This window comes from Burkholderia sp. Tr-20355 (assembly GCF_017104685.1).
In the GTDB taxonomy this organism is placed as follows: Bacteria; Pseudomonadota; Gammaproteobacteria; order Burkholderiales; family Burkholderiaceae; genus Burkholderia; species Burkholderia seminalis.
In genome coordinates, this window is sequence record NZ_JAAGPK010000057.1 from 1 (window position 1) to 15,090 (window position 15,090).

10 protein-coding genes are annotated in these 15,090 nt (G+C 66.0%); 7 read left to right on the forward strand and 3 right to left on the reverse strand.

Annotation, left to right across the window (positions count from 1 at the left end):
• From G3N62_RS16925 to G3N62_RS16955, 7 genes are all read left to right on the forward strand, one after another.
• Nucleotides 1–4,379 (forward strand): YadA-like family protein (locus G3N62_RS16925; protein WP_206141262.1); only part of this gene is annotated, 4,379 nt, incomplete at its 5' end.
• Between the two features lie 124 nt (nt 4,380–4,503).
• Nucleotides 4,504–5,169 (forward strand): OmpA family protein, encoded by a 666-nt coding sequence (locus G3N62_RS16930; RefSeq protein ID WP_034190563.1) that lies wholly within the window; start codon nt 4,504–4,506, stop codon nt 5,167–5,169.
• Between the two features lie 383 nt (nt 5,170–5,552).
• Nucleotides 5,553–6,698, forward strand: coding sequence for a DUF2827 domain-containing protein (locus tag G3N62_RS16935; protein WP_034190564.1), 1,146 nt, complete (start codon nt 5,553–5,555; stop codon nt 6,696–6,698).
• A gap of 14 nt (nt 6,699–6,712) precedes the next feature.
• On the forward strand, nt 6,713–7,867 hold the full coding sequence (locus tag G3N62_RS16940) for a DUF2827 domain-containing protein (protein WP_034190565.1): 1,155 nt from the start codon (nt 6,713–6,715) through the stop codon (nt 7,865–7,867).
• Nucleotides 7,868–7,892: 25 nt separating this feature from the next.
• On the forward strand, nt 7,893–8,360 hold the full coding sequence (locus G3N62_RS16945; RefSeq protein ID WP_034190566.1) for a DUF4019 domain-containing protein: 468 nt from the start codon (nt 7,893–7,895) through the stop codon (nt 8,358–8,360).
• 26 nt (nt 8,361–8,386) lie between these two features.
• Entirely contained in the window at nt 8,387–9,523 is a 1,137-nt protein-coding gene (locus G3N62_RS16950; protein ID WP_124671050.1) for a DUF2827 family protein, read from the forward strand.
• A gap of 24 nt (nt 9,524–9,547) precedes the next feature.
• The gene (locus tag G3N62_RS16955) at nt 9,548–11,527 is read left to right on the forward strand and encodes an FkbM family methyltransferase (protein ID WP_124671051.1); all 1,980 of its coding nucleotides are present in this window, start codon (nt 9,548–9,550) and stop codon (nt 11,525–11,527) included.
• A 65-nt stretch (nt 11,528–11,592) separates the two neighbouring features.
• Here G3N62_RS16955 and G3N62_RS16960 read toward each other — a convergent pair whose 3' ends face one another.
• From G3N62_RS16960 to G3N62_RS16970, 3 genes are all read right to left on the reverse strand, one after another.
• Nucleotides 11,593–12,009, reverse strand: a complete 417-nt coding sequence (locus tag G3N62_RS16960; RefSeq protein WP_034190569.1) for a hypothetical protein — start codon at nt 12,007–12,009, stop codon at nt 11,593–11,595.
• 79 nt (nt 12,010–12,088) lie between these two features.
• The gene (locus G3N62_RS16965) at nt 12,089–12,892 is read right to left on the reverse strand and encodes an EAL domain-containing protein (protein WP_034190570.1); all 804 of its coding nucleotides are present in this window, start codon (nt 12,890–12,892) and stop codon (nt 12,089–12,091) included.
• Between the two features lie 785 nt (nt 12,893–13,677).
• The gene (locus tag G3N62_RS16970) at nt 13,678–14,820 is read right to left on the reverse strand and encodes a DUF2827 domain-containing protein (RefSeq protein WP_034190571.1); all 1,143 of its coding nucleotides are present in this window, start codon (nt 14,818–14,820) and stop codon (nt 13,678–13,680) included.
• Between the last annotated feature and the right edge of the window lie 270 nt (nt 14,821–15,090).

Genomic DNA, 15,090 nt, shown 5'->3' on the forward strand with positions numbered 1-15,090 from the left:
CGACGGGTCTGTCGTCGGCCAACAGCTCGATCGATTCGCTGTCGACTTCGACCTCAACAGGCCTCTCGTCCGCGAACAGCTCGATCACCTCGCTGTCCACGTCGACCTCGACCGGCCTGTCGTCGGCAAATAGCTCGATCACGTCCCTGTCCACGTCAACGTCGACGGGCCTGTCGTCCGCGAATAGCTCGATCACTTCGCTGTCCACGTCGACCTCGACGGGTCTGTCGTCGGCCAACAGCTCGATCGATTCGCTGTCGACTTCGACCTCAACAGGCCTCTCGTCCGCGAACAGCTCGATCACCTCGCTGTCCACGTCGACCTCGACCGGCCTGTCGTCGGCCAATAGCTCGATCACTTCGCTGTCGACGTCGACCTCGACGGGCCTGTCCTCGGCGAACAGCTCGATCACTTCGCTGTCCACCTCGACCTCGACCGGCTTGTCGTCGGCCAACAGCTCGATCACCTCGCTGTCGACCTCGACGTCGACGGGCCTCTCGTCGGCCAACAGCTCGATCACTTCGCTGTCCACCTCGACCTCGACCGGCCTGTCGTCGGCGAACAGCTCGATCACGTCGCTCTCGACCTCGACCTCGACCGGCCTCTCGTCGGCTAACAGCTCGATCACGTCCCTGTCCACGTCGACGTCGACCGGCCTCTCGTCGGCTAACAGCTCGATCGATTCGCTGTCGACTTCGACCTCGACCGGCCTCTCGTCGGCTAACAGCTCGATTACCTCGCTGTCGACTTCGACCTCGACTGGCCTTTCGTCGGCGAACAGCTCGATCACGTCGCTGTCCACCTCGACCTCGACGGGCCTCTCGTCGGCGAACAGCTCGATCACTTCGCTGTCGACCTCGACGTCGACGGGCCTGTCCTCGGCCAACAGCTCGATCACTTCGCTGTCCACGTCGACCTCGACGGGTCTGTCGTCGGCCAACAGCTCGATCGATTCGCTGTCGACTTCGACCTCAACGGGCCTCTCGTCGGCGAACAGCTCCATCACTTCGCTGTCCACGTCGACCTCGACGGGTCTGTCGTCCGCGAACAGCTCGATCACGTCGCTGTCCACGTCGACCTCGACGGGCCTCTCGTCGGCGAACAGCTCCATCACTTCGCTGTCCACGTCGACCTCGACGGGCCTCTCGTCCGCGAATAGCTCGATCACGTCCCTGTCCACCTCGACCTCGACGGGCCTCTCGTCGGCGAACAGCTCGATCACTTCGCTGTCCACCTCGACTTCGACCGGCTTGTCGTCGGCAAACAGCTCGATCACTTCGCTGTCCACGTCGACCTCGACGGGTCTGTCGTCAGCGAACAGCTCGATCACTTCGCTGTCCACGTCGACGTCGACGGGCCTGTCCTCGGCCAACAGCTCGATCACTTCGCTGTCCACGTCGACCTCGACGGGCCTCTCGTCCGCGAACAGCTCCATCACGTCGCTGTCCACGTCGACCTCGACCGGCCTGTCCTCGGCGAACAGCTCGATCACTTCGCTGTCGACCTCAACCTCGACGGGCCTGTCGTCGGCAAATAGCTCGATCGATTCGCTGTCGACTTCGACCTCGACGGGTCTGTCGTCGACGAATAGCTCGATCACTTCGCTGTCGACCTCGACCTCGACTGGCCTCTCGTCGGCTAACAGCTCGATCACTTCGCTGTCCACGTCGACCTCGACGGGTCTGTCGTCGGCCAACAGCTCGATCGATTCGTTGTCGACCTCGACCTCGACCGGCCTGTCCTCGGCGAATAGCTCGATCACATCGTTGTCCACCTCGACTTCGACCGGCTTGTCGTCGGCGAACAGCTCGATCACGTCGTTGTCCACCTCGACCTCGACGGGTCTGTCGTCGGCGAACAGCTCGATCACGTCGCTGTCCACCTCGACCTCGACGGGTCTGTCGTCGGCGAACAGCTCGATCACGTCGCTGTCCACCTCGACCTCGACCGGCCTGTCCTCGGCAAATAGCTCGATCACGTCCCTGTCCACCTCGACTTCGACCGGCTTGTCGTCGGCGAACAGCTCGATCACGTCGTTGTCCACCTCGACCTCGACGGGTCTGTCCTCGGCAAATAGCTCGATCGATTCGCTGTCGACCTCGACCTCGACCGGCCTCTCGTCGGCGAACAGCTCGATCACGTCGCTGTCCACCTCGACCTCGACGGGCCTCTCGTCGGCAAACAGCTCGATCACGTCCCTGTCGACCTCGACCTCGACTGGCCTCTCGTCGGCAAACAGCTCGATCACGTCGTTGTCGACCTCGACCTCGACCGGTATCAGTTCGCTGTCCACCGGCCTGAGCAGCACGAACAGCTCGGTGTCGTCGCTGTCGACTTCCACGTCGACGGGCCTGTCCTCGGCAAACAGCTCGATCACCTCGCTGTCGACCTCGACCTCGACCGGCATCAACTCGCTGTCCACCGGCCTGAGCAGCACGAACAGCTCGGTGTCGTCGCTGTCGACTTCCACGTCGACGGGCCTGTCCTCGGCGAACAGCTCGATCACATCGCTGTCGACCTCGACCTCGACCGGCCTTTCGTCGGCAAACAGCTCGATCACGTCCCTGTCGACCTCGACCTCGACCGGCCTCAACTCGCTGTCCACTGGCCTGAGCAGCACGAACAGCACGATCCTGTCGCTGTCCACGTCGACATCGACCGGCATCGGCTCGCTGTCCACCGGCCTGAGCAGCACGAACAGCTCGGTGTCGTCGCTGTCGACCTCGACGTCGACCGCGATCAACGCAGCGAAGACGCACTACTACAGCGTCAACGACAACGGCACGCAGCAAGCCAACTACGACAACACGGGCGCAACCGGCACCAACGCCCTCGCCGCCGGCGTGAACGCCAGCGCGGCGGGCGCCAGCAGCGTGGCCGTCGGCGACGGCTCGAACGCGCAGACCGCAGGCTCGGTCGCGATCGGCCAAAACGCATCGGCAACGGGCGGCAAGGCCGTGTCGATCGGCTCGGGCAACACCGCGTCCGGCGACGGCGCGGTCGCGATCGGCGATCCGAACGTGGCGACGGGTACCGGCGCGGTGGCGATGGGTGCGAACAACACGGCGACCGGCGACGGCGCGGTGTCCCTCGGCAACCAGAACACCGCAACCGGCGCCAGCGCGCTCGCCCTCGGCAGCTCGAACCAGGCCACCGCGGACAACACGATCGCGCTGGGCAACCAGGCCACGGCCAGCGCCACCGGCGCCCAGGCCTACGGCTCGGCCGCCAAGGCCACGGCCGCCGACGCGCTCGCCTTCGGCACGAACGCACAAGCGAACGTCGCGAACTCGATCGCACTGGGCGCCAACTCGGTCACGGCCGCGGCCGTCGGCACGTCGAGCGCCACGATCGGCGGCGTCCAGTACTTCTTCGCGGGCAGCTCGCCGGTCGGCGTGGTCAGCGTCGGTGCACCGGGCGCGGAACGCCAGATCACGAACGTCGCCGCCGGCCGGATCTCGGCCACGAGCACGGACGCGATCAACGGCAGCCAGCTGAACGCGACGAACAACGCGATCAACACGCTGTCGACGTCCACCGCGTCGAACGTCGCGTCGCTGTCGACCGGCATCAACTCGCTGTCGACCGGCCTGAGCACGACGAACAGCAACGTGGCATCGCTGTCCACGTCGACCTCGACCGCGATCAACTCGCTGTCGACGGGCCTCAGCACGACGAACAGCAACGTCAACTCGCTGTCGACGTCGACCTCGACGGGCATCGGTTCGCTGTCCACCGGCCTGAGCACGACGAACAGCAACGTGGCCTCGCTGTCGACCGGCGTGACGAACATCAACAACACGCTGAACTCGCTGTCGACGTCGATCAACAACAACACGACGCGGACGGCGAACAACAACGGCGTCGCGGCCGACATGAACGGCAAGGGCACCGACGTCCCGACCGTCACCGCCGGCTCGAACTCGGTGGCGATCGGCGCGAATTCGAACGACGGCGGTCGCTCGAACGTCGTGTCGGTCGGCAACGACCAGCAGCAGCGCCAGATCACGAACGTCGCGCCGGGTACGCAAGGCACCGACGCGGTGAACGTGAACCAGTTGACGCAGGTGCAGACGACGCTGTCGACGGCACTGTCGGGCCAGCAGGCGCAGATCAACTCGCTGGGTTCGCAACTGCAGCAGACCGACCAGATGGCGAAGCAGGGTATCGCGGCCGTCGGCGCGATGGCATCGATCCCGCAGCTCGATCGCGACGCCAACTTCGGGATGGGCGTGGGCACGTCGACCTTCCTCGGCCAGAAGGCGATGGCGGTCAACATGCAGGCGCGCATCACGGAGAACCTGAAGGCGTCGATCAACGGCGGCTTCAGCGGCGGTCAGAAGGTGATCGGCGCCGGCATGCTCTATCAGTGGAAGTAACGCGTCGCGCCACGCGGCCGTCCGGCTCGCCAGCCGGACGGCCCGTGGCGGCCCCGACGGCCAGACGAGCCCGCCGCGCAACCCGTGGCGGGCTTCAGTCAACCCAAGCATTGAGGATGTAACCGTGAACAAACTCGCTCTTGCGCTCGCGCTCTCCGCAACGGCCCTGGCCGCATGCTCGACCGCATCCGGTCCGACCTTCAGCGCCTCCGAACTGCAGCCGCGCGACGGCGTGCGTACCTTCCAGGTGGACTGCCACGGCCTGCTGTCGGGCCCGCAGACCTGCATGAAGGCCGCCCGCAAGATCTGCGGCGAAGAGCCGGTACGCGCCGTCGACTCGGCCCGCGCGCTGCGCGACAAGTCCGATCCCGCGACGCTCGTGTTCCAGTGCGGCGCCGCACCGGCCGAAGCGGCCTCGGCCGCCACGCCGGCCACCGCCGCCGTTGTCGAACAGGTGAACCTGTCGGGCGACGCGCTGTTCGCCACCGACCACGCAACGCTCGCACCGACGGCGCGCGAATCGCTCGACCGCCTGCTGAACGAGCGCAAGGACCACACGTACTCGCAGGTGACGGTCACCGGCTTTACCGATTCGGTGGGCAGCGACGACTACAACCTCGCGCTGTCGAAGCGCCGCGCCGAATCGGTCGCCGCCTATCTGAAGGCACACGGCCTGAAGGCCGACTCGATGACGGTGTCGGGCCGCGGCAAGGCCGATCCGGTCGCGTCGAACGCGACGCCCGAAGGCCGCGCGAGCAACCGCCGCGTCGAAATCCGGCTGCAGCACTGAGCAGCCGGCCGCCGCACGTGCGGCGGCCCGGTCCGGCAGGCCGCCAGCGCCGCGCCGGGCAACGCGGGCGCCGCTTCGCCGGCGCCCCGCCCCCGTGGGCCGGCGGGTATGTCAAAGTTCGTCACGGCCTGCCAAAAACGGCGATTTCCATGCCACAATCGCCGCAGACAGTCGCCGGGGCAGCCTGCCCGAATCGCGCGCCGTGCCAGGCGTGCCCGACGACACGCCGGAATCCGGCTGCCGCCCTCGCGAACCACGTCGCCCGATTCGCGTGCCGCGGCGCACCGGCGCGAATCCAACCATGACAACCCACGGCGCGCCGCTTCCAGGCCAGACGCTCGACGCGATGCCCGGACGCACGACGCCGCAGAGGAAACCAACCGGTGACGGACATCAATGAAGCCGCCGCGCGCGGCACCCGCAAGCAACGGCCGGCGGTCGGCATCTCGCTGTTTGCGCGCGACGGCCAGGCGATCTGGGAAAACGGCATTCACCAGAACATCGCGTTCCTCGCGATGATGCTCAAGCGCTCGGATCGCGTCGGTCCCGTCTATTTCCTGAACGGCGGCGACGCGAACGCGCTGCCGGCCGGCCTCGAACTCGACGGCCTCGACATCCCGCTCGTGAAGCCCTCCGACGTCACGCACGAACTCGACGTCGTGATCGAAATGGGCGCGCAGCTGCCGGTCGAATGGCTCAGGCACATGAAGGCGCTCGGCAAGAAGATCGCCGCGTTCTTCTGCGGGCACGTCTATGCGGGCCTGTGCGAAACGCCGATCTTCGGAAAACCGTCGGGACACGTGTTCAACGGCGCGCCGTTCGACGAAGTGTGGCTGCTTCCGCAATACGACAAGACCGCGGCGCCAATGCTGCAGACGATCCTGCGCGCGCCCGTCCACCTGATGCCGCACATCTGGTCCCCATACTTCCTGGAGCGCCGCGCCGCCGTGCTCGCCGGCGAAGGCGCATCGTTCGGCTATCGGCCGGGCCAGCGCCCGTGGCGCCTCGCGATGCTCGAGCCGAACATCTCGGTCGCCAAGTCCTGCCACTACCCGATGCTGGCATGCGACGCGTTCTACCGCGCGCGGCCGGACGCGGTGCAACACATGTTCGTCGTCAACTCGATGCACATGAAGGAACATCCGACCTTCGTGCACTTCGCGAACAGCCTCGACCTCGTCCGCCAGCACAAGGCGACGTTCGAACCGCGACTCGATCTGCCGGGCTTCATGGCGCGCCACGCGGATGCGGTCGTGTCGCACCACTGGGAAAACGGACAGAACTATCTGTATTACGACGTGCTGTACGGCGGCTATCCGCTGATCCACAACTCGACGCTGATCGGCGACGCCGGCTATTACTATCCGGACTTCGACGCCGCCGCGGGCGGCCGCGCACTGCTCGAAGCGTGGCTGCATCACGACGAACGCCTCGACGATTACCGCGCGAAAGCCGGCCGGCTGCTGCAATCGGTCTCGATCGACAACCCCGCGAACCTCGACGCGTTCGTCTCGCGTCTGGTCGCCTGAACCGGAGCATACGCATGTCGGACTCCAATGCCCGTCAAGCGCCCGGCGAGGGCAAGCGTCTCGTCGTCGGCGTGTCGCTGTTCGTGCGCGGCGCCGGCCAGTCGCTATGGGAAAACGGCATCTTCCAGAACTGCCTGCTGCTGATCCTGCTGCTGCGCCAGTCGCCGCTCGTCGCGCAAGCCGTGATGGTGAACGGCGGCGAACAGGTCGCCGATCCGCAAATGATGCTCGGCGAGTGGGACGTGCCGCTACTGTCGATGGACGAAGCGCTGGAACGCTGCGACGTGCTGATCGAAATGAGCGCGCAGTTCGGTGCCGACTACCTGCGCGCGTTCCGCGACCGCGGCGGCAAGGTCGTCACGATGCGGGTCGGCAACGACTACGTGATCGACATCGAACGTGCGATGTTCAACAAGCCGTCGGGCTTCCTGTTCTCGGGCGCGCCGTACGACGCGGTCTGGACGATTCCCGAGTTCGAGCGCTCGTGCCTGCATTATTACCAGACCGGCCTGCGCGCGCCCGTCACGATCGTCCCGCACATCTGGCATCCGATGCTGTTCGACAAGGCGCGGGCGACGCTCGGCGCCGGTTTGTCGTTCGGCTATCAGCCCGGCAAGCCGCGCTGGCGCGTGACGATGTTCGAGCCGAACATCTGCATGGTGAAGACGAGCGTCATCCCGATGCTGGTGACCGAGGAGGCATATCGCGCGAAGCCCGATTTCCTCGAGTTCGTGCGCGTGTGCAACACGATCCACCTGAAGGAACATACGACGTTCGTCCACTTCGCGAAGAGCCTCGACATCGTGAACCACGGCATCACGACGTTCGAAAGTCGTTACGCAGTGTATGAGTTCATGGCCGCGTACGGCGATGCCGTGGTGTCGCACACGTGGGAAAACGCGCAGAACTACCTGTACTACGAGCTGCTGTACGGCGACTATCCGCTAATCCACAACTCGCCGTTCCTCGGCAAGGCCGGGTATTTCTATCCGGACTTCGACTGCCAGGCCGGCGGCCGCGCGCTGCTGCAGGCGTTCGCCGAGCACGACGCGAATCTCGACGCGTACCGCGAGCAGTCGAAGCACGTGCTCGACTCGGTCAGCATCTACAACCCCGAGAACGTCGCGGCCTATACGGACGCGATCGCCACCCTCTACCGCGACGCGTGACGCGCCGCCTTTTCCGGACTCCGACATGAACGCACGCCTGCCTCTTACCCGCGCCAGATGGCTGATCGGCTGCGCCGCCGCTTCGATCGCACTCGGCGCGCACGCGCAATCGGCCGGCGAATCCGCCGACGCGCTGCTCCGCGACTCGGATGCGGTGTTCAAGCAGCTCGACGCCGGCCAGTACGGCGCGGTGTGGACCGACGCCGCCGCGTTCGTGAAGGCGCGCATCAAGCAGGACCAGTTCGCGGCCGACATGCAGCATGCGCGCCAGTCGGTCGGTGCGGTCAGCCGTCGCGGCTGGGCGCAGGTCACGCGGATCCGCTACACGAATGCGTCGACGACGCCCGATGGGCTCTACGCGAACGTCGACTACACCACCACGCTGACGAGCGGCGCAACGGTCTACGAGAAGCTGAGCTTCCGCCTCGAAGACGACGGCCGCTGGCACCTGACGGGCTACGTGCCGCGCCAGTCGCAGAACTTCGCGCAATAAGCCGCCCGCCCCACGGAGCCGCCCCGATGAAACTCAATGTCGCGATTACGATGAACGTGCAGCGCGACGCGACGCAGTCGATCTGGTACAACGGCGCGAACCAGCACTGCGTGTACCTGTACATGCTGCTGAAGCAGTCGCCGCTGATCGGCGAAGTCTGGCTCGCGCACGACAACGGCATCACCGAGTATCCGCAGGCGTTGATGATGGACGCGTTCGGCGACGCGCTGCGGCCGCTGTCGGCCGTCGTCCACCAGACCGACCTGCTGATCGAGATGAATGCGTTCGTCGATCCGTCGCACACGGACGCCGTGCGCCGGCGCGGCGGCAAGTGCGTGTCGTACCGCTTCGGCAACGACTACGTGATCGCGGTCGAGACGATCAACTTCGAGAAGAACGACTGGAAGCCGAACCCGCACCGCGTGCAGTTCGACGAGATCTGGACCAACCCGCAGCACATGCACACGTGCGCGGCCTATTTCCAGGCCGTGTACCGCGCGCCGGTGATCGAGCTGCCGCACATCTGGTCGCCGTATTTCATCGAGCGCAGCCTCGACGCCGATCCCGAACTGAAGGCGCGCTTCGGCTACCGCAATCACGGCACGGCCAAGCGCATCGCGTTCTTCGAGCCGAACCTGAACGTCGTGAAGAGCGCGATCGTGCCGATGCTCGCCGCGAACGCGTGCTACGTCGCGCATCCGGAGCTCGTCGAGCACGTGTACATGACCAACACGTTCGACAAGAAGGAAAACGTCGCCTTCAAGCATCTCGCGCTCGGGCTCGAGATGGTGCGCGACGGCAAGGCGACCGCCGACGTGCGCGCGCCGTTCGTCGCGTGGGCCGCGCATCACACCGACATCGTCGTGTCGCACCACTGGGAAAACGGCCTCAACTACCTGCTGTACGACGCGCTGTACGGCAACTACCCGCTCGTGCACAACTCGCCGTTCCTGCGCGACGTCGGCTATTACTATCCGGACTTCGAGATCTTCGATGCGGCGCGCGCGATCGCGACCGCCGCGCAGACGCACGACGCGCGTCTCGACGACTACGCGGCGGCGGCGCGCCGCTGCCTGCACCAGGTCGACACGCTCGCCGAGCACAACGTCCGCGCATACTCCGAGCAGATCCAGACGTTGTTCGCCGGCCGCGCACTCGGCTGACCGCCTTCGCTCGCGTTCACGTCCATGAACCAGACCATCCGCAACTTCGTCGTGATCGATTCGATCCACGGCCCGTTTCTCATCAACCGTCACTGCGCGCTGCAGGCCGAGGCATTGATCAAGACCGGCCGGCCACATATCCAGGGCGAACTCGACACGATCCTGCACGTGATCGAGCAACTGCCCGACGGCGCGATCGCGGTGGACGGCGGTGCGAACGCGGGGCTCGTGTGCGTGCCGGTCGCGCACCGGCTGCGCGCGCGCGGCGGCCGCGTGTACGCATTCGAGCCGCAGCGCACGCTGTTCCATGCGCTCGGCGGCACCATCGCGCTCAACGAGCTCGACAACCTCCACCTGCTGAACATGGGGCTGGCCGCCGCCAACGGCACGATGAAGGTGCCCGATGTCGACTACGGGCAGGATGCCGATTTCGGTTCGGTGTCGCTCGTCGACGGGCAATCATCGGGCGGCACGCCGACGCCGGTCGTCCGGCTCGATTCGCTCGGCCTGCCGCGCCTGGATTTCCTGAAGCTCGACATCGAAGGGATGGAGATCGACGCGCTGCGCGGCGCGCGGCGGCTGATCGAGACACATCTGCCGTGGTGCTGGATCGAATACTGGAAAGTCGGCGAGGCGCCGATCATCGATACGTTCGCCGGTCTCGACTATACGTTCTACCGGATCGACGGACTGAACATGCTGTGCGTGCCGAACGCGCGCTGGGACCGGCAGCGCCTGCTGATCTCGGGCGACCCGCTCGCCGTCGGATCGGCGACCGGAAACGGCGCGGATCAGGCAGCGGCCGCACCCGCCAATGCCGACGCCGACGCGCCCGAAACGAACTGGAACCGCGCACTCGACCACGAGTCGCGCGGCGAGTGGGGGCATGCGATCGATCGCTGGCAACGCGCACGCGGCCGCGGGCTCGACGACGATGCGATCGCGTTGCAGCTTGCGTCGTGCTACGGCTTCGCCGGCGCACCCGAGGCCGGGCTTGCGGCACTCGACCATTTCGGGGACCCGGCCGCACTGCCCGACGCGGCGCGCGGGCGCATCGAACTGGCGCGCTCGGCACTGCTGCTGCGCGCCGGCCGGCGCGACGAGGCCGCGCGCGCCACCATCGACAGCGAAAACGTGCTGACGTCCGCACAGTTCGGGCTGCCGACGGAGCGGCTCTACCAGGGCCAGCCGCTGCACGGCAAGCGGCTGCTCGTGCTCAGCTACGGCGGCATCGGCGACCAGCTTCAGTACGCCCGCTACCTGCATGCGCTCGACGCGCTCGGCTGCGCCGGCGTGACCGTGGTCGTGCCCGACGCGCTGGCCGGCCTGCTGCGCCATACGTTCCCGCGTATCGAATTCGTCGGCGCGCACGGCGCGTGGGTCGACACATCGCAGATCGCACACGACTACTGGTGTTCGTTCCTGATGCTCGCCGCGCAGTTCGGCTACGCGCCGGCGCCGGAAGGTGCGCCACCCGCTTACCTGGCGTGTCCGCCCGCGCATGCCGACGCATGGCGCGAGCGCGTGGCGCGCGACGGCCACGCGGCCGGTATGCGCCGCATCGGGCTCAACTGGCGCGGACGCGACGAAAGCGACGCACGCTTCCATCGCGCGGCTAGCCTGCGCGACTTCGCTCCGCTTGCCGGGATGCACGGCTACGCCGCGTACTGCATCAACCGCGACCTGTCCGCACAATCCGAACAGTCGGACCTGCCGGTCACCTTCCCGCATCAGGCGATCGGCGATTTCAGCGATCTGGCCGCGCTGATGCTCGCGATGGACGCCGTGGTGACCACCTGCACCGCGCACATCCATCTCGCCGGCGCGCTCGGCGTACCGGCCGTGCTGCTGCTCAGCCCGAAAGCCGACGCCCGCTGGGAAACCGGTTCGCGCAGCGCGCTCTATCCGGGCATCCGGATCGTGCGCGCCGCGCACGTCGGCCGATGGGACGATGCAGTCGACCGCGCGATGGCGCTGGTGCTGGGCGGTTTCGGAAAGGATTGACCGGTTTGACTGGCCGCGTGACCGAGCCGCTGCGGCGCAGCGGGCCCGCACGCGCGGCGGCTGCCCTACACCGGCACGCGATCGCCGCTTTGCGCGGCGAACACGCGGCCATGCCGCCGCCCCATGCGGGCGAGCACGGCAAAACAACGGACCGCCTGCCCGCTTGCACTGCCGGATTGCCTGGCGAGGCTGTCGGACACGCCGCGCGCGATCGCCGAATCGTCGCCGCACGCGCCGGCGATGACGCCCGCGTAATAGTGCCGCGCCGCCAGCTCGCGGCCGTTGGCATCGATCGGTTTCATCCGCTGAATGCGACGCGCGACGGCCTTCAGGCCGTCGAGGTACGGCGCGACATCGATCGGCACATCGGTCGACTCGGCGCCGAGTTGCCACAGCATGTCCGCCAGTTCGGCGATCGCGACCAGGTCGCGCGCATCGGTTGCCTGCGTGCCCGTTCCGGCTCCGGCCTTCGTCCCCGCCATGCCACACCCCTTTGCGATTCGTCTCACCCTCGCCCGGCACCGGCGCGTCGTGCGCGCCGCCCCGCCCGTTCCCGCGCCGTCACACGGCGGCCGGCGACCGCCATGAAAAGCGGATGCCCTGCGCCCAGGCGACACCGGCATCCACGATGATCTGCCGGTCGATCTCGCTCTCCACGCCTTCGACGACGACGTGCCGCGCGCCTTCGTGCGCGAACGCGATCAGCCTGCGGAACTGGTAACGCCCGATCGCGTTGCGCTTGATCATCGACAAGACCGACCGGTCGAGCTTCACGATGTCGGGATTGCCGACCACCAGATTGTTCAATGCGCTGAAACCGACGCCGAAATCGTCGATCGCGATCCGGCAACCGGCCTGCCGGAAGCGGTTCACGAACGACCGGCCCGCGACGGGGTTCAGCGGCCCCGTCTCCGTGATCTCGACCACCAGCCGCGCCGCCACCGACGGCTCGCGCTCGAGCCGCCTGAAAATCGCCAGCCACGCGTCGTCGACGACCGCGCTCGCCGCCGCGACGTTGCAACCGAGCACCGCGGCCGGATCGGCGCGCAGCGCGTCGATCGTCCGGCCGACCACCAGCCGGTCGAACCAGCGCATCAGCCCGAGCGCCTCGAGGCGCGGCAAGAATGCGAGCGGCGGCAGCGCATCGCGCTCGCCCCAGCGCAACCGCGCCAGACGCTCCTGATACAGCACACCGCCCGACAGGTCGGCCCGGCACACCGGTTCGTGCGCGAACCCGAGCCGGCTTTCCACGAAACTGCGTACCGACGCGAGGTCGGCATGATCGTCGGGGGCGCCGAACACGAGATCGATTTCGTCACGATTCGCTTCCCGATTCGCCTCCAGGCGAGCTTCGACCGCATTCATCCGGCGCTCCGGCAAATGGCGAGCCGCCGATCGCGGCTCGACCTCAACAAACACGCGGAGCAAACCTACCCTGACGCGCTCCGCCGCCTACCCGGCCCATCCTGTTATGACGATTTTTTCCGGGAGCGTACTTTTCGCTTCGGCGCGCCGTCAAATTCGATATTTTCAGTGATATTCAACTACTGCCAATACACCATGCACGCATCATGCCGACAGTGCGACAGGTTACACAACACAAAATACGGAACCTCGAATCCAGCTCGCTTATCTTCATCGCCCGGACAGTTTTATCCGAATCGATTTCTTTCACGACATTACGGGACTGCAAATCGAAAAATCGTTAATTGATCAGACTAAAGCAGATGCACGAATCACCGTTTTCCATTGATGCACGGGCCCGCGACGCAAGCCCTCGACCCGGCCCGCCATCCGCCGGAAACCGGCCGCCGCGCATCATTCGATCACCGCAGCATTCAATTTTCTCGCTGCAAACGACATTATTTAATCTCGAAACAGAATTCACCGCGTCAAATCAATAATATCAAGTTTTATTTATATGATGATTATGAATTGAACCATATTTAACAATCTTAAAGACTTGTTAACCTATAAAATTGTTTCCGACGGACTTCCCTCGGAGCCGTCAATTTCGTGCCTTCAAAACCGTCGAACCGATCGGGTTCGGCGGTTTCTTTTTTAACGGCACCATTTCGTCAGACATTAGGGCGGGACAACCCCGATGGCGGCCGACGGCGCCATGAAAGTACGCCGTGGAAAATCGGGCCTTATGCGGCCGGCGTGCCGATCAGGTTCGCGAGCAGCGCGTCGTACTCGGCGACGAGCGCCGGATTCGCCGACGTATAGCGGCCGAGGATCTCCCGCTGGCGCCGCGTGTATGCTTCCCAGTCGTCGTCGTGCGTATGCAGCGCACGCAGCAGCGCGTCGGCGCCCTGCTGCACGTCGTTGTCCGGATAGTAGTAGCCGAGGTCGGGCGCGAGGCTCGCGTTGTGCACGAGCGGATAACCCTGCCAGCACACGTCGAAATAGAAGTAGTTCAGCGGGTTCGACCATTGGTGCGACACGACGATGTCGGTCAGGTCGGCCAGGAACACCGGCGTGTCGAAGCGACCGACGAAGCTCGCCTTGCCCGCGCGCACGATGTCCAGGTAATTCATCAGCATCACGAACTCGGGGCTGTCGTGCGCGAGGCGATCGGCGTTCGTCACGTGCGTGAAGCAGATCGCGTCGGGGTCGCGCCGATACGCTTCGTCGATGATCAGCATCGGATATACGCAGAACTTCACGACGTTGTGGTTCGGCTCCATCACCGTCAGCCGCTTGCCGGGCTCGCTGCGTGGCCGGTATTCGCCGTGCTCGGGCAACGTCTGCGCGCGTGCGGTGAGGAACATCGGATCCCACACGAACGGCACGACGCGCCCCGGGCAGCGGCGCAGCGACTGCAGGAACGGCAGCGACGAAGGCGCGATCTGCGGAATCGCCCATACCTCGTCGTAGCCGCGGTTGATGAACAGCGAATCCCACAGCCGGCGGCCGAACAGCATCGACTCCATCGCGTTGATGTACTCGACGCCGCAGCAATAGCTGACGAGCTTCGCGCCGCGTGCTTTCAGGTAGGCCGTCTGCTCGCCGTCGATCTGGCCGCCGAGCTCGATCACCACGTCGAGCGCATCCTTCATGTCGGCGAACGCGCGCGTGTCGTACACGTTGCGGTCCCACGGCAGCGCGTCGGTGAGCGGCACGTCGGTGGTGTTGACCAGCGTCACGCGGTAGCCGTGCGGCGACGCCATCAGCAGCTTCGCGAGAAACAGCGCGTTCTGCTTGATGCCGTTGATCCACAGGCTTTCGTCAGGGGCACGCAGTCCGATCGTGATACCGATGCGCAGGCCGTTCAGGACAGGAGACGTCATCGTCGGCAGGATGGAAGGTTGAATGGGAGCGGCATGGCGCAGTGTAGCGCGCGAAGCGCCGCCCGCGTCAAGCGGCGGCGGCCAACCCGGCATTCTAGCGGAGCGCCGTCCGCACACTGTCAGACATGGTCAGCGCCCGCCGCGGCCGTGCAAATCCGCCGGATCGTTATGCGATACTCATGCCACCCGCTGCGCCACCGGCCGGCAGGCTTTTCCGGGGTATTCGAGCGGGCACGCACACGACCACGCCGCACCTCGATGACAAGAAAG